The organism is Methanosarcina acetivorans C2A (genome assembly GCF_000007345.1).
Taxonomy (GTDB): domain Archaea; phylum Halobacteriota; class Methanosarcinia; order Methanosarcinales; family Methanosarcinaceae; genus Methanosarcina; species Methanosarcina acetivorans.
In genome coordinates, this window is the sequence record NC_003552.1 from 180,775 (window position 1) to 203,243 (window position 22,469).

At 45.1% G+C, this 22,469-nt stretch carries 23 protein-coding genes; 11 read left to right on the forward strand and 12 right to left on the reverse strand.

Annotated features, from left to right (window positions below):
- The first annotated feature begins 3 nt into the window (after positions 1–3).
- Both MA_RS26380 and MA_RS24320 read left to right on the forward strand, forming a co-directional pair.
- Positions 4–177, forward strand: a complete 174-nt coding sequence (locus tag MA_RS26380; RefSeq protein ID WP_157860062.1) for a hypothetical protein — start codon at positions 4–6, stop codon at positions 175–177.
- Positions 178–360: 183 nt separating this feature from the next.
- Positions 361–546, forward strand: coding sequence for a hypothetical protein (locus MA_RS24320; protein WP_052279090.1), 186 nt, complete (start codon positions 361–363; stop codon positions 544–546).
- Positions 547–604: 58 nt separating this feature from the next.
- Here MA_RS24320 and MA_RS00805 read toward each other — a convergent pair whose 3' ends face one another.
- The 6 genes from MA_RS00805 to MA_RS00835 all read right to left on the reverse strand — a co-directional run bounded on the left by MA_RS00805 (position 605) and on the right by MA_RS00835 (position 8,147).
- Entirely contained in the window at positions 605–1,642 is a 1,038-nt protein-coding gene (locus MA_RS00805; protein WP_011020209.1) for a polysaccharide deacetylase family protein, read from the reverse strand.
- Between the two features lie 646 nt (positions 1,643–2,288).
- Positions 2,289–3,068: a 3-methylornithyl-N6-L-lysine dehydrogenase PylD gene (gene pylD, locus MA_RS00810; protein WP_011020210.1), complete on the reverse strand. Its 780-nt coding sequence runs from the start codon at positions 3,066–3,068 to the stop codon at positions 2,289–2,291.
- 75 nt (positions 3,069–3,143) lie between these two features.
- A complete protein-coding gene (gene pylC, locus MA_RS00815) occupies positions 3,144–4,235 on the reverse strand; it encodes a 3-methylornithine--L-lysine ligase PylC (RefSeq protein ID WP_011020211.1) in 1,092 nt (363 codons plus the stop codon).
- A 1-nt stretch (position 4,236) separates the two neighbouring features.
- Positions 4,237–5,289, reverse strand: a complete 1,053-nt coding sequence (gene pylB / locus MA_RS00820) for a methylornithine synthase PylB (RefSeq protein ID WP_011020212.1) — start codon at positions 5,287–5,289, stop codon at positions 4,237–4,239.
- A gap of 236 nt (positions 5,290–5,525) precedes the next feature.
- Complete coding sequence (gene pylS, locus MA_RS00825; protein ID WP_011020213.1) at positions 5,526–6,857, reverse strand: pyrrolysine--tRNA(Pyl) ligase; 1,332 nt, start codon at positions 6,855–6,857, stop codon at positions 5,526–5,528.
- Positions 6,858–7,430: 573 nt separating this feature from the next.
- A complete protein-coding gene (locus tag MA_RS00835; protein WP_011020214.1) occupies positions 7,431–8,147 on the reverse strand; it encodes a hypothetical protein in 717 nt (238 codons plus the stop codon).
- 134 nt (positions 8,148–8,281) lie between these two features.
- On the opposite strand from MA_RS00835, the gene MA_RS00840 reads away from it, so the two are divergent.
- The 4 genes from MA_RS00840 to MA_RS00855 all read left to right on the forward strand — a co-directional run bounded on the left by MA_RS00840 (position 8,282) and on the right by MA_RS00855 (position 10,989).
- A complete protein-coding gene (locus MA_RS00840; RefSeq protein WP_011020215.1) occupies positions 8,282–8,776 on the forward strand; it encodes a DUF134 domain-containing protein in 495 nt (164 codons plus the stop codon).
- Positions 8,777–8,961: 185 nt separating this feature from the next.
- Positions 8,962–9,351 carry a DUF5320 domain-containing protein gene (locus tag MA_RS00845; protein ID WP_048064827.1) on the forward strand — a complete coding sequence of 130 codons (390 nt, stop codon included), beginning with the start codon at positions 8,962–8,964 and terminating at the stop codon, positions 9,349–9,351.
- A gap of 409 nt (positions 9,352–9,760) precedes the next feature.
- Positions 9,761–9,976 carry a hypothetical protein gene (locus MA_RS00850; RefSeq protein ID WP_011020217.1) on the forward strand — a complete coding sequence of 72 codons (216 nt, stop codon included), beginning with the start codon at positions 9,761–9,763 and terminating at the stop codon, positions 9,974–9,976.
- Positions 9,977–10,008: 32 nt separating this feature from the next.
- Positions 10,009–10,989 (forward strand): radical SAM protein, encoded by a 981-nt coding sequence (locus tag MA_RS00855; protein WP_011020218.1) that lies wholly within the window; start codon positions 10,009–10,011, stop codon positions 10,987–10,989.
- Positions 10,990–11,216: 227 nt separating this feature from the next.
- Here the strand turns inward: MA_RS00855 and MA_RS00860 are convergent, their stop codons facing one another.
- Complete coding sequence (locus MA_RS00860; RefSeq protein WP_011020219.1) at positions 11,217–11,720, reverse strand: ferritin; 504 nt, start codon at positions 11,718–11,720, stop codon at positions 11,217–11,219.
- A gap of 54 nt (positions 11,721–11,774) precedes the next feature.
- Positions 11,775–12,227: a universal stress protein gene (locus MA_RS00865; RefSeq protein WP_011020220.1), complete on the reverse strand. Its 453-nt coding sequence runs from the start codon at positions 12,225–12,227 to the stop codon at positions 11,775–11,777.
- A 152-nt stretch (positions 12,228–12,379) separates the two neighbouring features.
- Between MA_RS00865 and MA_RS00870 the strand changes: the two genes are divergently transcribed.
- The gene (locus MA_RS00870) at positions 12,380–13,345 is read left to right on the forward strand and encodes a DUF7490 domain-containing protein (RefSeq protein ID WP_226990714.1); all 966 of its coding nucleotides are present in this window, start codon (positions 12,380–12,382) and stop codon (positions 13,343–13,345) included.
- Positions 13,342–13,599 carry a hypothetical protein gene (locus MA_RS00875; RefSeq protein ID WP_048064828.1) on the forward strand — a complete coding sequence of 86 codons (258 nt, stop codon included), beginning with the start codon at positions 13,342–13,344 and terminating at the stop codon, positions 13,597–13,599. Before MA_RS00870 ends, MA_RS00875 begins: the two co-directional genes overlap by 4 nt.
- 121 nt (positions 13,600–13,720) lie before the next feature.
- Here MA_RS00875 and MA_RS00880 read toward each other — a convergent pair whose 3' ends face one another.
- The gene (locus MA_RS00880) at positions 13,721–14,380 is read right to left on the reverse strand and encodes a TfuA-related McrA-glycine thioamidation protein (protein ID WP_193589512.1); all 660 of its coding nucleotides are present in this window, start codon (positions 14,378–14,380) and stop codon (positions 13,721–13,723) included.
- On the reverse strand, positions 14,377–15,651 hold the full coding sequence (locus MA_RS00885; RefSeq protein WP_011020223.1) for a YcaO-related McrA-glycine thioamidation protein: 1,275 nt from the start codon (positions 15,649–15,651) through the stop codon (positions 14,377–14,379). The genes MA_RS00880 and MA_RS00885 overlap by 4 nt, the downstream gene beginning before the upstream one ends.
- Positions 15,652–15,887: 236 nt before the next feature.
- On the opposite strand from MA_RS00885, the gene MA_RS00890 reads away from it, so the two are divergent.
- From MA_RS00890 to MA_RS00905, 3 genes are all read left to right on the forward strand, one after another.
- On the forward strand, positions 15,888–16,100 hold the full coding sequence (locus tag MA_RS00890; protein WP_226990715.1) for a YgaP family membrane protein: 213 nt from the start codon (positions 15,888–15,890) through the stop codon (positions 16,098–16,100).
- Positions 16,101–17,625: 1,525 nt separating this feature from the next.
- Entirely contained in the window at positions 17,626–19,746 is a 2,121-nt protein-coding gene (locus tag MA_RS00900) for a heavy metal translocating P-type ATPase (protein ID WP_083755978.1), read from the forward strand.
- Positions 19,747–20,013: 267 nt separating this feature from the next.
- Complete coding sequence (locus MA_RS00905) at positions 20,014–20,628, forward strand: c-type cytochrome (RefSeq protein ID WP_011020225.1); 615 nt, start codon at positions 20,014–20,016, stop codon at positions 20,626–20,628.
- Between the two features lie 57 nt (positions 20,629–20,685).
- Here the strand turns inward: MA_RS00905 and MA_RS00910 are convergent, their stop codons facing one another.
- Both MA_RS00910 and MA_RS00915 read right to left on the reverse strand, forming a co-directional pair.
- Positions 20,686–20,904: a PLDc N-terminal domain-containing protein gene (locus MA_RS00910; RefSeq protein WP_048064831.1), complete on the reverse strand. Its 219-nt coding sequence runs from the start codon at positions 20,902–20,904 to the stop codon at positions 20,686–20,688.
- Between the two features lie 187 nt (positions 20,905–21,091).
- The gene (locus MA_RS00915; protein ID WP_011020227.1) at positions 21,092–22,444 is read right to left on the reverse strand and encodes an MFS transporter; all 1,353 of its coding nucleotides are present in this window, start codon (positions 22,442–22,444) and stop codon (positions 21,092–21,094) included.
- Positions 22,445–22,469: the final 25 nt, after the last annotated feature.

The following is a 22,469-nucleotide window of genomic DNA, read 5'->3' on the forward strand; positions in this document are numbered from 1 at the left end:
GGAGTGGTCACTGTTCCGGAGGACCTGGGAGTCAATCCAAAAGAATATCTGGTTGCTACTGTACATAGGGTCTCTAATGCCGATAGCTTCAAGAACCTTTCCTCTATTGTTAATGCCTTCTGTGGGGTTGATATCCTATTGTTTTTCCGGTACACCCAAGAACTGAAAAATACTTGAAGCAGTATGGTCTCCGGGGCAAACAATGTAAAAAAGTTAGGGCTGTTTCCCAAGCTAGATATCTTGAGATCTCCAGTTGGATATCTTGAGATGCTAAAACTTATGGCACATGCAAAAAAGATCCTCACAGACTGAGAAGGGGCGCAGAAAGAGGCATATATTCTTGGAGTGCCCTTTATAACCATGAGAGAGAATGCCGAGTGGATTGAGACTGTAGAGGATGGAGGGAATGTGCTTGTGGAGGTGGATTATAAGAAAATCAAGGATGCTATTTTAAATTTTGAAGGGGCTGAAATCAAAAGTGATGTTTTTGGAACCGGAAATGCATGCGCAGATATTTGTGATATTCTGAATGAACATCTATTATAAACGAGCGTTTTTGAAACTTGAATTGTGACTATTCAAAAGTGAATACGGTTAACCTGTTTTATATCCAGGAATTTTTGCTCCACCAGTCGCAAACTTCTTCTCCATTCGTAATCCAGGCACTTTTCCTGGAACAGTAATTGAGAATTTCCTCATAAAATTTTAGATTTTCTCCTTGCATGTATGTATTATGCCATAAGATTGTAATTATGCCGTTATACTGTTCAACGGTATCAATAATATTTTTTGTGAATTCCCAGGCTTTTTTAAAATCGAGTCGCATGTAGTCTATAAAAAGCGAACGGTCCATAATAACCAGCGGGATTTCCACAATATCAATCTGTTGTCCAGTATTCAAATTAAAAGGTTTGAACGGATGACACATCCCGTTTCTAAAGCCCGCACAGTCCGGATACCCGAATGTGGTATCGTACTTGAACCCCGCTTTGCTCAACAATTCCCATGTATCCGGGACTCTAAACCTCAAAAAGTGATTTCTGTACCCTACAATTCTTTTACCCAGGGCTCCCTCAAGCCGACTTTTTTTTTCTTTCAGGTCTTCAAGGCTGTTGTAGGATTCGTGCCCGCCATGCAGGCCGACTTCCCACCCGCTATCGGATATAAAGCCCAGTTCCGATTCAAGATCTTTAATGTTATAATTGAAGTCTGTCTCTTCAGGGTTCAGAACCAGAAAATAAAAACTGGATTTTGCATCATATTTGGCTTCCAGTTTCATTATCTCCTTGAAGTTCCAGCATGGATTCCATTTCCTGTTAACTCTGCAAAAAGGGGTTTTCATCGCCCCAGTCAGGTCCCTTCGGGCAAGGGCTTTAAGAGACCCGATTACTGGATATAGTTTATCCGGGTAAACCGTGTCAATGTCGTGTGTAAGGCAGACGGCGAATTTTTTTTCGTCCGGATACTCAGGTTGCAGTCCGTTTTCTATCAGAAATTTGGAAACTCTCGGCTCAAAAATATTTTTGTGCCTGCTTAAATAATAAGGAAATCTATTGTACTGGTCGGAAAAGGTCAAATTGTACTCTTCTTTTTTAGTAAAGAGGTCCCAGAGTTCGGTATTTTCCTTTAATTTTTCGTACATGGTGTTTGTCCTTTTTCCAAAATGATAGAAAACTTAACTTACTTCTCAAATTGTGGTCCTACAACATACGTGCACACATAAATTCAGCTCCGGCTTTCAGACAGAGCCTGTAAGGTTCTGGAGGTGCGTTCCTGAGCATCTTCCCGGTCCCTGGACCCCTCCAAACATGCAATCTTTGAGCCTTCTTTTCATTATCGGCAGGATCTCTTCATTTATAATTTTATGATCTCAGGCCAGGTGCCGAGAATAATTGCAATTTTCATTTTTTTTCGCTTTGTCCTTGCCGGGAGATTTATATCTAACTATATTAATTTTTAATAAGATACACTTTGCAATTATTTAAGTCATTTGGTTTCTATCTTTCAGCCAGGGCTCCTGTATTTTTCCCCTCAACTTCTTTAATTTATATTCCTTATTTTTTATAAATTGTTAGAAAGTTTACAGTATTCTCATAAATCTTATAAAAAAGAACGGTTAAAAATATCCGATTTCCTGTGATCCCGCATCGCAATTTGGAGGTGCAAGTTATCGTCGTTGTGTCAACCTCTGTCCCGAAGGCACCATCTACATCAACAAACTAAAAGTCACCGCAAAATAAGATTCTGGTGGGGTTTATTCCCCACGGCTTTTTTCACCGAACTATTCTTTACAGGATAGAATACAGCATGGATGCCGTCCCTATCCCGAGAGGTTCCATTATAAGTTCCACTCCGTACTTTTCTTGAAGCTCCCTGGAAATTGCGCAGGGGATTCCGGGGGTGGAAATTACGCAGTTATCCGAAATTACGGATTCGGGAACCGTGTCCGCACAGGGAGTTGCCTCGAAAATAATGGAAAATCTTCTCGGGTTTTCGGGTTCAAAAGGAGTAATTCCAAGGTCAGAAACGGTTTTCTCAAGAAGGGCTTTATCAGCATCATAGCCATAGACCCTGAAGCCCTTATTTACGAGGTGCGCTGCTCCCGGAAAACCCACCTTTCCCAGGCCAACGGCAAGTACGTCTTTTGAATCGGCTTTCATGTATCTGGAGGCTATTTCCGCATAAATTATGCCTGTGCAGGGCTGGTTATTGGCTATTTTCCCGTTTTTGAGGTTATGGGCAAGGAAGGTATTGTCATCCGCCATGAGGATAATCTGGGCGCCGTTTCTTACTGCCTCATAGTACCCGCTTACATCAGGCATAGTCGTAACAAAGCTGTCAAATCCGAAATATTCGGTAATTGCACGCAGGGATTCCGAGAAATTTCCTATTATCCCGTTTCCCGAGGTCACAGGTACAATGCCTACCTTTTCACAGCATGGGGTCGTGCCGTAGAAGTCTTTGCAGACTCCTTTAATGTCAAGCCCTGTAACTCTCCGTACAGTAGAATCAGCTTCATGAAGCTGTCTGTTAATGTTTTCCAGGTCTTCCGGGGTTAAAAGTGCCATTTTTTATCTCCTTTTTCTGTTTTAAACAAATTTTTACTTTGGGCAAATTTTTATTCTTATCCGATTTTTGCCATTTTACACAGCCGCTCCGAAGCGGTCTTTCAGGATCAAGAGTCCTGTTCTCTTTTTATTCTCGGCTTCTTCCCTATCTTTGCCCCAGAAGACCAGGGTGAACACAGGGTCCTCTCCTCTGCACAGGAAAATCTCAATGCCGGGCTCTTCATAATATTTGCCGTAATCGTTTCCCATAGAGAGCACCTGCTCTCCCACCGGGATGAGGGCTCCGTTTTCTGCAAGCATGAGGTGTTCGTAAATGCAGTACCTGTCTTCAGGAAGGGTTTTGACCTCTTCGACACCTTCTCCGAAGGCGCGGAACAGGAGTTCTATGAGGTTAACTCCCGAAGAATAGTAGACTGCAGTTGGGGTCTGGCTCGGGAAGCGGGAATCGATTTCGATTACTTTCAATCCCTGGGGGCCGGAAATTGCTTCCACGTCCATGATCCCTTTTAAGGGCAGGTTTGCTGCAAGGGAATAGGATATCTCCCTGAAGGAAAGGTCAGAAGGAAGAGGGGTTACCATGTGGCAGTCGTAGGTTCTGTCGATGTGTATAAGGGTTTCCTTTACCACTGCAAAATGGGTCCCGTCTCCTATGACTTCAAGGGAAATCACTTCCCCCTCCACATATTCTTCGACCAGCATTCCCGGCTCAAGCTCTCCAAGCTCCTCTTCGTCATAAATTATCCTTGCTCCCACACTGCTGCTTTCACAGGGGGGTTTTACAAAATAAGGCGGCCTGCCTGGTTTGTCCTGCGGGGTCGGGATTCCTATGGACCTGAAGTATTCTTTTGATTTTTTCTTGTCCCTGCTGATCCGGTAAGCCTCGAAATCGAAGAGGACAGGGCAGGAGAATTCCTCTTTTACGGAACTCAGGAACTTTATACATTCAAGGTTTTCATTTACAGGGAGTATGGCGTCAACGTTTTTTGAGATCTCGAGAAGTTTTTCAGGCTCTTTTATTACATCAAAACAGTGGAACTCGTCGGCATAGTTCCTTATAAGCGCCTGAGGGTTTTTATCTATCACAACTACTTTCATGTCGGCTTTCTTAGACAGGTAAGCCGCTTCGAAGCCCTGGAGTTTCCCGCCTATAAGGCATATGGTTTTCAAGCTAGCACCTCAGGACAGTTTCGAATTCTGCCTGCGGAGCAGGTTCCATCCCCATGCCTTCAAGCCTTTTGATTACGCTTTTTATATCCCGATCCCGCTCTTCAAGGTCGCGGTCATAGTTGGCAACGCCTTCTAACTTTGAATCCGAGGGGAGGATGGAAGTGACAATGTTTGCGCCTGCATTTAAGCGGTGAACCATGCCGTCGATGCCTTCGAGGTCAAGGGATGCCGGGATCAGGCATTTCGGGAATATGAGCCTGAGGATTGCAATTATTTTCAGTTCCGAAAGGTTTGAATTCTCTTTGAACCTCTCGAGTGGGGTACCTTCCTGAGGCAGGAACGTCATAACCCGGACCATATCAGGATCGTTTGATTTCATTCCCCTCAGGGACTTGATTGTTGACTCAATATCGTTCCCAACACCCGTGAGAATCCCGTCTTCTATGCAGTACCCCTGTTCCTTTGCAAAGCGGCGGGTGTTATATCTCCCTTTAAAGGACTGGCCTACCCGGAGTTTTTCGTAAAGTTCCTGGTCATAGGTTTCCTGGTACAGGGCGAAGAAATTTGCCCCCTTTTCCCTGGCTTTGAGAAGGGTGGCGTTGTCCATCACTCCCGGGGAAATCATAATGGGGAGCCCGAGTTCGTTCTTTACCATCTGGACAAGCTCAACGAAGCGGTCCGGCTCCTCATAGTAATAAGGGTCTTCTCCCATGGTCAGGTCGATCATGTGAAAACCTGCTCCTTTTAAGGCTTTGCAGGTCTCTTTTATTTCCTCTCTGCTCAGCCGGTAGCGGTTGATTTCGTTTTTGCAGTTATAGTAGCAAAAAGCGCACTGGTTCTTACAGTAGGTAGAGAAATAGATAAAGCAGTTAAGAAACACCCTGTTACCAAAATAGTGGTTTCTGACCTTTCGGGCTACATAGTATAGCTTTTCCAGCTCTTCTTCGGATTCGAGGGAGAGAAGAGCCCTCAGGTCATCATCAGACAATTGAAAGCCTTCAATTATTTTCTCTCCGAACCTGTCAAGGTCCTCGGTTGCCATTTTTTTGATCAAAATTTCACCCTCTCATAGTTTTACAGTTTTTCCCATCTTTACCGCCTTCCTTTCAGATTTCTTTCAGGACAGGTCTAATCATGCCGTTTTTCCATTTTCAGGTTCCGAGTTTGCCATTTTAAGTCCCGAAACCGGTTTTTTGCCATTTTAAGTTTAGATTGCCGTTTATTGCTACTCTGATATCCCTGTCCGGTAGAATCCGAACAGTTAGATGTCATTTTTAGGGAATTCCAGGTTTACAGGTTTGTGGAAATCCCGTTATAGTAAGATTCGGACCTTGCAGCTCTTTTGATGTTTTTGAAGCCGTGCATGACTTTCAGCAGGCGTTCAAGCCCGAAACCGGCTCCTATCCAGGGCTTGTCAATTCCCCATTCCCGGTCAAGAGGGACGGGCCCTACGACCGCAGAAGAAAGTTCAAGGTCGTCGTGCATGACATCAAGGGTATTTCCGTAGACCATGCAGGAATCCCCTATAATCTCAAAGTCGATCCCCAGGTGGTTCAGGAACTCCGTGATTATGGCTTCAAGGTTTTCTCGTGTGCAGCCTGACCCCATCTGGCAGAAGTTCAGCATGGTAAACTCTTCCAGGTGTTCTTTGCCGTCCGATTCTTTCCTGTAACAGGGCCCGATTTCGAAGATTTTTATCGGGTCAGGCAGGGCTCTGTCAAGCTTGCGCAGGTAGTTGTAGAGGTTCGGGGCTAACATTGGCCTTAAACAGAAATTTTTGTCGATTCTAAAGACCTGCTTTGAAAGCTCCGTGTCACTGTTAATGCCCATTCTCTCCACGTATTCCGCAGGGATCAGAATCGGGGACTTGATCTCCAGAAAACCCCTATCCACAAAGAATTTCGTAATTTCGCGTTCGAGCTTTCCCAGATAGTTTTCTCTCTCTTCGGCATAGATCCGCTTCAGGTCTTTTTTTCTCCGGGAGAGCAGTTCGGACTCAAGCTCCCTGAAAGGCTTTTCGGAATCCAGGGAAATCTCATCTTTAGGACTTAACAGCCCTTCAAGCCTGTCAAGCTGGCCCTTTGTAAGTGCAGGAGCACTCGTCGGAACAGGAGCAGCCGGAGCCGCAGCAGAGTTTGCCATTCTCTGTGCTGATGCAGATGTTGCCGAAGCCGAGCCTGTTGATGGTGCGGGAGCCTGTGCAGGTGCGGAAACCGGGGTTGCGGGTGCAGGTTTTGATCCGGAAAGCGGAACCTGTGCTGTGGCTTCAAGCGGTTTTGGAGCTCTGGCAACGGATTTCGGCATGGCTTTCCTGACTCTGGGAGCAGAAACAACCTTGACTTTCACGGTGGTTTTCTCTTCGCTGGTCTTTGTGAGGAAGTTGTTAATATCCTCGTCCGAAACCCTGCAGTGTCTGCAGGTCTTTCTGTATTTGTGGTGCCTGAGAGCTCTTGCAGTCCTGCTGCTCCGGGAGTTATTTACAACGAGCCTTTCTCCACATGCCATTTCGATATAGATCTTGCTTCTTGAAACTTCATGGTGCTTGATTTTGTGAATCATTCCGGTCCTGGACATCCAGAGCCCGGTTGCAGATATCAGAGTGTCTAGCGGTTTTTTATCCATAGTGTTACCCCTTGGTGAACTAAAACCCGGGTAATTTCCAAGAACAGTATTCAGAACCCCGGCTTATAGAACATAAGCGTGGAGCCAGCAATTGCTGACAGCTACCCGGAAAAGAAATAGGTAATCCAGAAATAGTTTATAGGCTCTGGAAAGTGTTTCCTGATTCTATAAAAGATCTCGGTGGAATGTTATGCAAGTGCCATTCCGGGATTCAGAAACATGGCGGAAACCCCGGGAATCTAACCCGGCTGAACGGATTTAGAGTCCATTCGATCTACATGATCAGGTTTCCTCCTCAACAAAATAGAATTAAATTTTATATGTTGTTTTTTCTCTATATAAATCTTAATTGATAAGATAGAATATTATTTTTTTATATATACGTTTTTTGGTGAAACTCCGGCAAAATTCACGCTCTTATTTATAGTTTTTGGAAAGCAGTTCTCATTAAACAGATCTCTATAAAGATTAAAAAATAAAAAAAGTACGGTGAAAAAATCCGGATGAAAAATGTGGGAGAAAAGCTCGAATGAAAGAGGGAAATGGATAAAGAAATAAATCAAGTTTTCCTGTTCAGGCTTTTTCGTACATCCCGAGTGTGCTCAGAGTCAGGGCAGTTGCGTTTATATCGTCTTCTTTGTTCCCCCAGGCCCCGCTTTCACGGGCTTTTCCAAGGAGCCAGTCAATGGAAGCTCCCAATTCCTTTTTGAAACCTGCAAGGAGGAGAGCCTGGATTACCAGATTGCTTGTGGAAATATGTTCCCAGCCTCCGTCCTGCTTTCTTTTTGAAAGGATCCATTCAGCCCTTTCCCGGACAAAAGCCTCAAAATCCCTACTTTCGGTTAGATTGTCCTGTTTTTTCAGGGCTGTGATTACAAGGGAAGTAGTGCCGACCTGTTCCCAGTCAGGCCCGTAGTTTTCGTATAACCATCCGCATCCTTCCCTGTCAGAAACTTCCATGTCCGCAAGAGCTCCAAGACTGTAGGCAGTGTCATAGACGTCTTCATTCCATGAGCTTCCTGTTTTCATGGAAAGTAACCACTTTTCCGGAGCCCGGAATATGATTCCTTCCGCCGAAAGGGCTGAACAGGCCCTTGCCGTATCCCTTATTGAGGAGTTCCAGCAGTTGCCTTCTTTTTTACGGATAAGAAGAGGGGTATAGAGGTTCGGAAGTCCCCATAAAGCATGAGCCGATACTGTACTTGCAAGTTCTTTTACGGACTGGATTTGCCGGGAAGAGAGCCATTCGAAACCTTTTTTCACAATATCAAATTCCAGGTTGTTTAACATTTAACGGTGCTTTTCAAGCTTCATGTATTAAAAGTTGACTGGCAAATCCCCTTTTTTCCTCTGAAAGCTATTTCAGGTCCGGATCCTGGCATGAATGCAAAATTATATATAGTTTTGCATTATTATGCATAATTATGCGCCCTAGAAAAAGAAGGATAGTGGATTTCGAACATTCGGCAAGGCAGTTCAGACCTTTCGGTCCCGAAAGTGAAATTCCCGAAGAGGTTCTGCTAACTATCGATGAACTTGAGGTCATGAGGCTCAGCTTTCTGGAAAATCTTTCTCAGGGCGAAGCTGCGCTTCGTATGGAAATCCACCAGTCTACTTTTCAGAGGGCTCTGAAAAAAGCACTTGAAAAAGTAACCGATGCGCTTGTCCATGGAAAAGCAATACGGATTGAAGGAGGAGATTACAGAATGCCAAGAGGAGACGGAACAGGTCCTGCAGGCCAGGGCCCGGTTGGCGGTGGAAGAAGCCGTGGACAGGGCAAGGGTCGGGGTGGACGGTTCGGCGGACCTGATGGAAATTGTGTATGTCCTGCCTGCGGGTATGAAACTCCCCATACGCCGGGAGTCTCCTGTAGCCAGGTGAAATGCGAGAAATGCGGAAGCTCAATGGTCAGGAAGTAAGTTAAAAGGAAGGTCGAAAAAGAGTGGGAGGAAGGTGCAATCAGCGCTCCTTTGCTGTTCCATTTCAGTTTGTCTTATCGGAACTGTTTAAAGCTTCTTCCCCGACCACTCTTACTTTACGCACAATATAACAATGTATCGAATTAACAATGTATCGAATAGTACAATGAAAGGAGTTGGAAACAATGCCACATGGAGATAGAACAGGTCCGATGGGCCAGGGACCAAAGACAGGAAGAGCTATGGGTTACTGCTCGGGCAGTGACGAGCCGGGTTATAAGACGGTTACTCCTGTGGGAGCTGGCCGCAGGGCCGGACGCGGTATGAACCGAAAAGCAGGTTGCGGAGCAGGTCGGGGTTTAGGACACAGGCGAACTCCTGGTTCCGGAAAAGGTGGGCAGTTTGCTTCCCGGGGTGAGTACTCTGGATATTACTATCCTGCACCTTCTCAGACAGGGGCGGAATCGGATATAGATTTCCTTGAGGGCCGAATAAAGGCTCTGAAACAGGAGCTTGATAAATTAACAGAAAATTTGAAGAACTTCCAGTCCCAGGAAAACGATAAAAAGGAATGAGTTTATAAACAAATTCAAAAATGAGTCCATTAACTGATGGTTCATTGATGGGCTCCGAATTTATTTATAAACTAGTACCATGAAAACTTAATTATGGATCATCAATTTAGATAAAAACAATATCAACTGATGGTAGTCACTAAAATGTATGTTCAACATTTGGGTTTTCACGGTACTAGTTTGAAAAATAATTTTTGAACTGGGAAATGAGGGATTCCTGGTGGATTTCCCGGTAGGTTCCTCCAGTTTCTTATAAACTGGCAGGCTAACTGGAAATGCAGCCTGATGTTCAACAATCTACTTTTCAGAGGGCTCTCAGAAGCGTACTTGAAAAAGTGACTGAAGCCTTTGTATATATAAAAAGCAGTAAAAATTAAAAGCAGTAAAAATTGAAGGAGAAGATTACAGAATGCCAGGTGGAGACGGCAGCGGTCCGGAAGGTAGAGGTCCGGGTGTGGGCACAAACCGGGAGATTAGAGGGCGGTGCAGGAGTAAGGGAGGAACCGGCGGCCCGGAAGGGACGTGCATATGCCCTGAATGCGGATACGAGGTGTCCCACAGGCCGGGAGTGCCCTGCATTGAGACAAAATGTGAAGAGTGCGGGACTCCTATGGTCAGGAAGTGACCGCTTACACGACAAAAAGAAGAGCCTATACAATGAAATCAAGAATCGTTTACGGGCCAATTCTTTCAAGAAGGCTCGGAAGATCTCTCGGGGTCGATGTGATTAAAAACACCGGCTCGAAAAAAAACTGTAACTATGATTGCATTTACTGTCAGCTCGGGCACGTTGAATCAAAGCTCGGAAGTCCTGAAGATGTAAAGGAGCCGGTAACTTCAAAAGAAGTTTCACAAAGTTTCCGGAATTTCCATAAAGACATCGAGGGTCTGGACTATGTCACTTTTTCAGGGACATGCGAACCTTCTCTGAACCTTTCTCTGGGGGAGATGATCCGGGCTGTCAGGGAGATAGGTGGAATCCCTGTCTGTGTCATCACGAATTCTTCCCTTGTGGGAAGGGAGGACGTCCGGAAGAATCTGGCTCAGGCGGACCTTATTGTTGCTACTCTGGTTTCGGGAAATGAAAATACCTGGAGAAAGATCCATAGGCCCGCCTCCGGCATAGCCCTGCAGGAAATAATCGAGGGCTTGAGGGAACTTGCAAAAGGAGGGGCCGGAAAAAAACTTGCACTTGAGGTCATGTTTCTTGAGAGTGAAGCAGGGAAGCCTCTGAACAGTACTGATGAAGAGGTTGAAAGCCTGATAGCAACAATCAGGTACATATGCCCTGACGAGATTGAAATTCTGACAGTCAGCCGTCCCCCTGCGGAAAAATGGGTAAGACCGGTCTCTGAGGAAAGATTAAGGGAAATTGCGAAGCGCTTTGTTTCGGAGTTTGGGGAAGAAAAAGTAAGGCTGGTTTTAAAAGGAAAAAACAAGAGGTCAAGGGTTTTACACCGGGAGCTGGATGAAGAGGTTTATGCCCTTCTCCTCAGGAGACCCTGTACCTTCGAACAGATCTGGCAGGGTCTGAATATGGACCCTAAAAGTCTTCGCTCTGTCCTTAAAAAATTGCTTGGTGAAAGCAAAATAGAGAAAATAGACTCGGAAACCGGGGAGTACTACAGGACAAAATAAATCACAGGTAAAGTGAGCTAGGAAAAAATGAATAAAAGGAAAATGAGATTGGCTTCGGGGGAAGAGCTTGTAGCATTTGGAAGCGGAACCATCGTCAAGTTTCTCTGAGAAAGAGGAACATCCCAGACTATTTTACTGTATCTTTTATTGTAGCCTGTATATTTCTCCTAAATTTCTCAAGTTTTCTGTCCCCTTTTTTTTTGTTCAGATTTTTGCTCCCGGATACTTCATTCCTCATCATCGGGAGGGAGCCTCTTTGCCAGCTCAGCATCAAGTGTTGACAGAGCATCTTTGTTTTCCCCGACAATTTTCAGCTTATCTATTATCTCGTTGTCGTTTTCTTCCTCTTCTACCTGCTCTTCGACATACCACTGAAGGAAGGAAGCCGTTGCTTCATCTTTTTCCGAATGGGCAAGCTCTACCAGGTCATTGATTGAGCGGGTAATGAACTGCTCATGTTGCAGGGTCTTCTGGAACATTTCCATCGGTGTCCCGAACTCCATGGGTGGCTCCTTGATCTCCTTTAACCTAGCCCTTCCTCCTTCGTTGACATAATCAAAGATCTTCATCCCGTGGATGGTCTCTTCTTTGACCTGTACCTTAAACCAGTGGGCAAACCCGGGCAGGCCTATAGAGGAGCTGTATGCCGCCATGGAAAGGTAAAGGTAAGAAGAGTACAGTTCCTTGTTAATTTGTTCATTCAGCGCTTCTTCCATCTTTTCGTTCAGCATTATTTTCCCTCGCTTTGTTGAATCCGATCTGATTTTTCCCGTAAAATCCCGATTTTACGGTCTCTTCCAGTGTACGACAAGTACCGGGACTTTTGAGTTCCTGATCACTTTTTCGGATATGCTGCCTATCAGGAATCGTTCGACTTTGCTTTTTCCAAGCGAGCCGATGATAATCAGGTCCATTCCGTTCTTTTCTGCAAAATTGACAATTTCTTCTGCGGGATGTCCTTCGAGAAGGACGGATTCGACCTGCAAATCAGTATCTTTTGCAGCTTTTTCCATATAAGAAACGGCTTCTTCTCCCAGTTCCCTGAACCGGGTATACATTGCCTCTTCCCACTCCAGATCTTCAGGAACCGAAGAATAAATCGATCTGTCGATAACATAGACAGCATAAATTTTTGCTCCGCTCAGGTGAGCAAGCTCAAGCGCGGCATCTGCAGCTTTTCTGGCACTTTCGGAGTCATCGGTTGCAAGCAGAATTTTTCTATAGAGTTTGCTCTTCATTATCTAACCCCCAAAATATTATCCCATATCTGAATATCCGTATGTTTATATTAATAATTTTCACCTAATAATTTTCCAGGAAATGGAAAACCTGTCGATAACGGCAAAAGGCATATACTTGTTAATACAATTAATGAAGAGGAGGATGGACTTTGGGAAAACAGAGGATCAAGCCAATCCGGATATTGTTTTTGATGTCTATTATCTTCCTTTTTGCTTCAGGAAGCGGTTGCGTTCGGAGTTTTGAAGAGGAAAGCAACTACAACATCAAAGATATGGACATCTCAGCAGACCGTGCCGGGACTTCTTTTGTAGACCTCAATGTTACCACATATGTAGAAAAATATCAGGGGGATACGGAGAAAAATGCTTCTCTTCTTTTGAAAGTTTACAGCAGGGAAAGCGGGCTGCTTGAAACACAGGAAAAAATTGAATTAGGGAGGCTGGAAAAAGGGGAAACAAAAGCCGTAAGCCAGAGTCTGAGCCTGCCCAAGACCGGAGGCTACAATATACGTTCGGTCCTTTTCGAAGAGGATACCCAGAAGGGCAGCGGAGAAATCAATGTCTACAACCTTGATTTTCTGCCTGCGGATGTGCAGGATATAGGGCTTGAAATTTCCGAAATGGATTTCAGGGTCAGGAAAGTGGAAGACGGAAAAGTTCTCATTGAAAGTGACATCTATCTGACAAATGAGGGCAAGAAAACCAGCCGGGATCTCCGTATGCTTGTCAAGGTCCGGGAACTGGACGCGGGGCTACTTGCCGATAAGGTCTGGACTCGGACAGGAGAGATCAAGCCCGAAACAACAGTTATCCGTAGTGTTAACCTGACCATGCCTGATCAGTACAACTACGCTGTCGAAGTTCTGATCTGGAACAATGATACCATTGTAAGGCGCGGGGAAGATTATATCCAGCTTAATCCGAAAGTTGAGGTTAAAGATAAAACTTCCACGGAAACAAAGAAGATTCAGACCAGTGAATTTGAAAACGTGGATGATTATGAAATGGTCCCTGAAGAGAAATACGCTGAAGAAGGAGCAACTCCCGGGTTTAGCCTGTTCCTGGCAGCAGTCCTGCTCTGTTCGGCAGCAGTTCTAAGGAGGCGGTTTGGATGAATGAAACAGAAGAGCTCAGCTCAGAGACAAAAGAGGCAAAAACTTCAGATCTCGGGGATAACTTCAAAAAGGGAGTTTTTGTGATTGTCATGCTGCTTCTGCTTGTGGCAACCTTCCAGCTCTATTTTTCAATAGAGCGAGTAATCGAAATCTGGTTTGAGTACCAATATATCCCCATTTTCAGGGCTGTATACAATTTCATTGTCCTGCTTGCAAGCCTGTACGTTCTCAGGCTGTACATAGTACAGCGCTGAAATAAATGTGAATAATTGCCTGAAAAGCTGGAAGCAGGTATGAAATGTATGAAATATAGGAAAAGCATGATATCAAAAAGTTTGAAGAGCCGAAACCCTTGATTTGAGGAGACCTTAAGTATCAGGCCTCTTCAATAAGCTTTTTTACGGTTTCAAGTACAAGAACCGCGTCCTGTCTCTTTATATCAACTTCGCTGTTAAGGCAAAAATCAAGAAGTTGCTTTCCTTTTTCTTTCGGTATCAGCCCTTTTTTTCCCCCTTCCTTTGTAAGCCCGAGATAGCTCCGGTCAGGGTAATAGGTGTTGATCGCAAGGTCCAGGAGAGCATTGTGTTCTTTTTCGCTTACAAGCCCGGTATCGAGAGCAGCTTTAAGGGTTTCCCTGATGTTTACAAGGGGCACGGAAATGGGTTCGAAGGTGTCAGGGTTTGTGCTTACAGCCACCTCGTCATCGGACTCGATAACCCCGTCCCTGTACCACTCATAGACCTTTCCAACGCCTACCATACCGTGTGTATCCAGTTCCGAAGCCCTGAGGGCTCCCATGCTGGCTCCGCCCACAACCTTCACTCCTGCATTAAGGGCGGACAAGATCTCTCTATGCCCTACTGCAGCCCGATCAAAGAAGATCCCGTCTATAATCCCTATGACCTTATACCCCTGCTGGACGAATTTTTCCAGCTGGAACCTGCGTACGGGGGGCTGGTAGTTTGCCCTGAGGATTTTTTTTGCATCCTCATGGCTGATGCTGTTACCGGTAAAGATAACTGCTCTTGCTTTCATCTTCTTTTCCACGGCTTATCGTTTTGATCTCTTGTAAATTCTTTCTTCTTTCCGGCAGTGATTCTTTGTCCTTTGCGGTCGCGGTCGATCGTAAAGAGTTCAAAGCCCGGAATGATCACCCTGACTACAGGCACTGCGATTTCCTCTCTTGAGAGGTCTACGACAATTACCTTTTCGGTGAGCCCCTTTAGCTGTTCAAGTATTATATCGATGTTTTCTGTCGGGCTTTTTCCGGAGAGATCCTTTACTTCGGAAAGGGAGATTTTTTCTCCTTCTTCGAACCAGAACCAGTTCAGACGCTTCATGCGGTCGTATCCTACACTTCGGATAAAGCCTTCCCTGTCCGTGTCTTCCCTTGCGCCCTGAATCTGGACTACTCTTGACTGTGCGGCTTCGGTTATTGCTCTTGCAATTGCGATCTCAGGTTTAAGGTGGGAACCTGCTCCCATGACCAGAAGAGCCGGGTCTTTTAATTTAACGTCATCAGTTGCTGCAATTATTGTGGGAATCCCGGTGTCAGTCGGGACAAGCCAGATTTTGAGGTCTATTCCGGTATCTTTGAACTTCCGGGCAAGCTCGTACAGGTAGCCGTCCTCTTCAGTCAGCACGATTTCTTTTCCAAGGTTCCGGGTAAACTGGGCCGTGCTGATTGCGTCCCTTTCTATAACTTCAAGTAGCCCGTGCAGGATTGCTTCCTCAAGCACGTTTCCGGATGCCAGTCCGTTGGTATTGCTCAGGAAAAGTTTCTGACACTGCCCGGGAGCGTCATAGGGGTGGTAAACCGCATTTGCATTTACGAAGACCTCTTCCCTGTTCATCAAATCATATGCTCCAACCCACTCCAAAAGGGATCCGGGGTTAAAGGGTTGGGACAGGAGGAGAGAGTTGGGGTCAAGCACATTGCAGTTTTCTTGTGCATTGGAATAGGACTCCACAAGGGCCGGGGCAGAGATTCCGCCTTCGATATTTGCGTTCACGCCCGGCCTTTCTGCCAGACAGCGCTCAAAACTCTCCATTATTGCCGAAATTCGGGCCCGCTGTTCGGTTGAGCCCTTGCCTGAGTAGATGCTGATCGCTCCAGGAGCGGCACTGGGGCGGATTGCCGAGAAGATCGGAATCCCGAGCCTGTCCAGGTTTGTGATATCTGCAATTCGGGTAACACCTATCTTTTTTATCTGATCTTTGGTGTTTTCAAGGGTAGTGGCTTCGTCATACACGCGCTGGGTGCCTTCGAGGTATGAGAGTGACCTGTCAATTTTTATCTCGGGCATAGTTAGAAACCTTCTCATCTCTTGTTATATATTTTGTGATTTTTCGGGAATTTTCAGACCTTTTACAGGAATTTTTACATCTCCTGTTCAGGGCTTTTTGCAAGTAAATATTAAACGGAACAACGGAATACAACGGAATACAACGGAATACAAACAGAACAACGCTATATATTGCGAGGTTCTATAAGTATGTAAGAAGGTTTATATGGGGGTTTTGTCCGACGAATCTCAAGAAATTGTTTCTGGAAGAAAATGTGGGCGGCTTTGATCTGGTACTCCGGACCCTATTAGGGACACTTGGAATTACTGCTCTGGCAATGAATCTTATAAAAAGTTCTCCTTTGAAATGGATCGTTGCACTGATAGCTTTTACGGGGCTCTTCAGCTCGATCCTGAGACACTGCACTCCATATGCTCTTCTCGGGATCAATACTGCAAAGAAAAAATAACAAAAGAATATGAGACAAAAGAATATGAGAGGGAGTCGCCCTCACCAGCAGTGTATCGGAGAAATTAATTCTCTGATTTCTTTTTTAGCAGATATTTCATTTGAGAATTGGATTATTCGTCTCTGGCCGATTTTTATATATGTTTGGTGATGTTCCCTTATATATAATCGATTAATCATTCCGGGATCCCGGAAAAAATCTCCCTTCTCTCTCCTCGCCGCACGGGATTTAGATCGCCTGCCAACCAGATACATATTTTCCTTAACCCTGGGGACTATCTTTTCAATTCAGGTAAAAACAAAAACCTCTGCCATCATGTCTGGCTACCTGTCTAAAAAGCAATTCATTGGTCATCGGTTAAGGAATTTTCTTGCCTGAAGGATATCGATTTTGCACCAAAAGTCGCCTTAAATTTTGTCCTTTTTACATGAAATCGATACCCAGTTCCAACTCTCAATGGGATACAGTTTTTGAGAACTGTTACGAAAATGGAGGCAATTTATCATGATTCCTCACTTAACCGAAGACGCATGAAAAGCAATTACAACTTTTTCTAGCGTTTTTCCTGCTCTTTATATGCCATTTTTGCTTTCTGGATCTTAGTTTATCTCTTCTCTTCTTTTTTACGGGAAAGCCCGCTTTTCTGCATCGAGCGTAAAAAAATGGCTTAAAACAGCTAATGACATTGTATCGATTAGAGTTAATAATTCATGGATGAAAGGAGACAGTAAAAAAGATAAGATTCGAAGGCAAAACTTATGTTTATCCTTCGTGAGGTTGTACAATTTTGATATTTTTGTATTTTTATCTGCTTTTTTTGTATTTTTCTCTCCCTTCATTAACTCTCTTGTCTTTCTTTTTCCTTTCTAAGGTGATCAGGTAAGTTTATTACTTGTGAACATATATGTTATAATATGTCGACATTGCTTGGGGATTTTGGATCAACCAGTTACATTCCTGCAGATGTGGCTTTCTGGTCTACGGTCTTCATCGGGGTTGTTTGCTTCATTATGCTCTATTTTTTGATATTTATTGTGCGTCGGGGTATTAAGAGTAAACCTAGTTACTGAAGTTCTCTTTTTTCATGTTTTTCTCTTCTTTTCTTTTCCTTTTTTTCTTCGTCTTCCCTTATTTTCTTTCATTCTTTGTAACTTTTTTAAGCTAGTTCTGTTCGATATGGGACGTTTGATTCCCTTATTCTCAAATATATTAAGAGTTATAATATCTAACATAAAATTAAAATCGGAGGGTAACTGGGTATATGCAGGCTGAAAAGGATGGGATTGATACTGCAAGTTCTATTGTTCGGGTGAATGAACCATCTTCTCACGATAAAAAACATGACTCTGGAATGGAAATGCCCAAAAACTCTCATGAGTTGCACGAAGAAAACGGGCACAAAAATTCTGAAAATATGCTGCATGAGAGCCATTATGGAGGGCAAACAGAGCATGAGGGAGAGAAATCTCAGGCCCTTGAGCAGCACTCCAAGATAAACCCCCAGGGTCATGACCAGCACCCTGAGATGGCACATCAGGAGCATAATCAGCACGAAGGAATGGAATCTCAGGATCGTGACCAGCACACCGAGATGAAGCATCAGGTTCATGACCAGCATGAAGGAATGCAACATGAGGGGCATGAAATGGGGGGCAAAGGTCATGGCAAAAGTCATGGCGATCACCATGCTCATATGCTTGCAGATTTCAGAAAAAGATTCATTGTTTCTTTTATACTGACCTTTCCGGTTTTGCTGCTCTCTCCCATGATTCAGGGTTTTTTTGGCTTTGAGTTTCGAGTCCCCGGTGCGGATATTCTTACCTTTTTGCTTTCCACTGTCGTTTATTTCTACGGCGGCTATCCGTTTCTCAAAGGGCTCAAAGACGAGCTGGCAGAGAGAGCTCCGGGAATGATGACCCTTATAGCCGTTGCTATCAGCGTGGCTTATTTTTACAGCTCTGCCGTGGTCTTCGGGCTTCCCGGGGGAGTCTTCTTCTGGGAACTTGTGACCCTTATCGATGTAATGCTGCTCGGGCACTGGCTGGAGATGCGCTCGGTAATGGGGGCTTCAAGAGCCCTTGAAGAGCTGGTAAAAATCATGCCCTCGATTGCCCACCTGAAGAAAAACGGCGAAACTGTTGACGTGGGAGTTGACCGATTAAAAATAGGGGACAGGGTTCTGGTCAAACCCGGGGAAAAGATTCCTGTTGACGGAACTGTTTTAGAAGGGACGAGCAGCGTTAACGAATCAATGCTTACAGGAGAGTCAAAGCCTGTCACGAAAAATCCGGGAACTGAGGTCATAGGTGGTTCGATTAACGGAGAGGCGGCTTTTGTCGTGGAGGTCAAAAAAACAGGCAAGGACACCTATCTCAACCAGGTGGTTGAACTCGTCAGAACAGCTCAGGAAAGCAAATCAAAGACTCAGGACCTGGCAAATAGGGCTGCAATGTACCTCACGATTATAGCCCTGACAGTGGGCGCGCTCACATTTCTCCTCTGGATTTTCTTCGGGCATGAAGTTGTCTTTGCCCTGGAGAGGGCAGTTACCGTAATGGTTATCACCTGCCCTCATGCCCTCGGGCTTGCAATCCCTCTCGTGGTTGCAGTTTCCACGTCCCTGGCGGCAAAGTCCGGGCTTCTCATCAGGGATCGGCAGGCATTTGAAAAAGCTCGGAGCCTTGAGGCTGTGATCTTTGATAAAACCGGAACTCTCACCGAAGGCAGGTTTGGAGTAACCGATGTAATTTCGCTTTCAGGGGAGGTCGACAAAATGAACGACAACGAGATTCTCAGCCTTGCAGCCTCCCTTGAAGCAAGTTCGGAACACCCGATTGCAAGGGGAATCCTTGAGAGTGCCAGAGAAGAAGGGATAGAGCCTTTACCGGTCGAAAAGTTCAGTTCCATTCCCGGAAAAGGAATCGAGGGCATAATCGAAGGCAAGAAATTCCTTGTAGTAAGCCCGGGCTACCTTGAAGAAAAAGGAATTAGCCTGAATGGCGGGAAAATCGAATCCGAAAAAATAGAAGAAATTAAAGAGCAGGGAAAAACCGTTGTATTTTTGCTTGAAGGAGATACGGTACTTGGAGCCCTTGCCCTTGCCGACATTGTCCGGAAAGAGTCAAGGGAAGCAATTTCAAAGCTCAAAGGAATGGGCATAAAATGCCTGATGCTTACCGGAGATAACCGCTATGTTGCTGCCTGGGTGTCTAAGGAACTGGAGCTTGACGACTACTTTGCGGAAGTTCTCCCTCACGAAAAGGCCGCAAAGGTTAAGGAAGTCCAGAAGCAGTACATTACCGGCATGGTCGGAGATGGGGTCAATGACGCTCCCGCCCTTGCCCAGGCTGATGTGGGAATTGCCATCGGGGCGGGTACGGATGTTGCAATCGAAACCGCTGATATCGTACTGGTGAAAAACGATCCGGGAGATGTGCTGTACATTATTGAGCTTTCCAGAAAGACTTACTCCAAGATGTACCAGAACCTGCTCTGGGCAACCGGGTATAACGTGTTTGCAATTCCACTTGCAGCGGGGGTACTCTACGGATACGGCATCTTACTGAGCCCTGCCATAGGGGCAGTTCTCATGAGCCTGAGTACCGTGATCGTAGCTATAAATGCAAGAGCTTTAAAGATGGGGTGATTTAATGTTCGGAATAATTCGTGGTTTGATGAAGATACTGGCTCTGGCAGCTCTAGTTTCTGCAGGAGTCAAATTTATCTCAAAGCATGTACGGAGAAAACGAAGAAAATAATAAGCAGTGAACAAAAAACCTGATAATCTTGGCTGATAATTTTGGCTGATAATTTTGGCTGATTATTTTGGCTGATTATTTTAACAGATAAACTCAGGTATGATTTAAAGGGGGGTTAAAGCATCGCAGACAGGGAGAGCAAAAGCAATCCATTCCTGATTATCCTGCTGGTTCTGATAGTCGCAGGGATAGTTTTCCTTATTTTTACTTTCGGGACCATGTGGGGACTTTCTCGTACAGGGGACGGCTTCTATGGCCGGCCTGATATTTATTCGGAAAACAGGACTTCGTATCCTGGCACTGGAATATATCCGGGAGGTGGAATGTATCCGGGAGGTGGAATGTATCCGGGAAGAGGTATGTATCCGGGAGGGTATCCTTCCTATAACATAAGTGATTTTGAGTCAAACGGGGAGTTAATCTACTATACCGGGTTTAATGAAAGCGGTGAGCGTATTGAGACAGAGTACGGTCCTCATTGGCTGTACGTTCATGGAGGGAGCTGTGTTGACTGCCATCGGACGGACGGGAGAGGAGGATATCCGGTGATGATGGGTTACGCAATCCCTCCGGATATCAGATATGAGACCCTTACTTCTGAAGAGCACGAAGAAGAGGAAGGACATCCTCCATATACGGATGAGACCATCAAAAGGGCGATCCGGGAGGGCATTGATTCTGCAGGCGAGCCTCTTGACCTTACCATGCCCAGATGGAATATGACCGATAAGGATGTGAATGACGTCGTTGAATACCTGAAAACACTTTGAGGGGGAATCCCCTCTCCTTTTTCTCCGGATAATCGGGAGATGCCTGAGCTCTTGGAATTACCTGCCAAGTTCTTTGACTCTTTTAGGCTGCCTTATCAGGTAATAAAGAAAAGCTCCTACAATATATGTAAAAACGATAACTATGGTCCAGATAAGGCGCGTATTCCCTTTGTCCGTTTCATTTCGCAGGCAGTCAACAAGGGTCCAGGCCCAGAGGATAAAAGAAAGAAGAAAGATAAATCCGAATATAATGAGAATAAGGTAATTACCTGGCATTTTACTGTTTCCTGTTTTGGTTTTTCTTAATTCGAAATTTTTCTTAACCAAAGTTTTTCTTAATCTGGATTTTTCTCAGCCCTGTTCTATTTTTCAATATACGGCCCTATTTACTAAAACAGTTTGGTTTTTCGCCTTTTTTAATCCCATCTTTCTTCGGTCTCAAGTTCTTGTCTCAAATTCGATCTCAGTATTTTAGTTCTTTCTCAAATCGCCTGAGTCTGAAATTGAGTAAAAATACGACATAGATTATCATACCTGCAAGCAAAAAGGCTCTTCCTGCAAGCAGTTCATATAAAAGCCCGCCGAGGATCAGCCCGGTTATGCTTGCAAGCCCTCCGAAACTGCCGGCAAAACCCTGTACCGTGCCCTGGTAATTTTTCCCTGCAATTTTTGATAGAAGGGAGAGGAAAGAAGGCCACATAAGCCCGTCCCCCATCGCAAAAAACCCTGTTGCAAGATAGGTCAGAAAGAGGTTCCCGGGGATAAGCAGCAGAAAGTTCGTGCCAAGCATAAGGCTTCCGAATATTATCAGTGAGGCATCCGAATATCTTTTTGAAAGCCTTGGGAGTATGGAACCCTGCACAATTATCAGAAGGCCGCTCAGGATCGTAAAGTATACCCCCATTTCTGCGATGCCCCAGTCAAGGGCTGCGATTGCATGCAGCGGAAAAGCGGTGTAGAAAATATTGAAGCCGAGAAAGATGAGGAAGTAAAGGCCGAGCATGTAAGGGATATTCGGAAGCTTAAAAACTTCCCTGAAGGAAGGCTTCCCGGTTTCCCGCACGGTCCGGCATTCCTTTATCTCGTAGCCAAACACTTTTCGTATGTTTTTGGCCTCTACAGGTCCTTCAAGAGAGCATTCTTTGTTTTCGGGGATATAAAATATAATCAGTAAAGTCCCTATAAGGGAAATTACCACTGCACCAATGACCGGGGCTGCTTCTCCGTATGCTGTTATGCTCAAAAGTCCGGCAAGGGCAGGGCCCACTATGAATCCGAGGTTTGAGGAAATCGACATTTTTCCGAAATTTCGGTTCCTGTCTTTTTCTTCGGTAATGTCTGCCAGATAGGCATTGGCTACGGACACGTTGCCTCCGGTCAGCCCGTCGAAAGCCCGAGCAAAGAAGAGCGCTGCAAGGGGCAGAGTGAAGGCAAAAGTCCCCAGGACTTCGGAATCGACCTGAAAAAGGGTTACAACCGGGAGAAAAAGAGCTCCGAGAAAGATAATCCATGAAAGGAGGGTTCCCACCTGGCTAAAGAGCAGGATTTTTTTACGTCCGTAGATATCAGACCACCTGCCGAGAATAGGGGCGCCTATTAGCTGGAAAGCCGGATACATAGAGCTTGCAAGTCCGTAAATGAAAGCATTGCCTCCAAGCCGGTTTACCAGAAAAACAAGGAAGGGTAGGACGATGCTGAACCCGAGTGTACCTATGAAATTGACTGTAAGGAGAGGGAGAAGGGAAATCCTCTCTCGTGCAGAAGGGTCAGGCCTATTTTCCTGCCTCACGCTTTCCGGATCTGTTTCCATATTCATGCCAGTTTTTTTCTTTTTTAAGGTT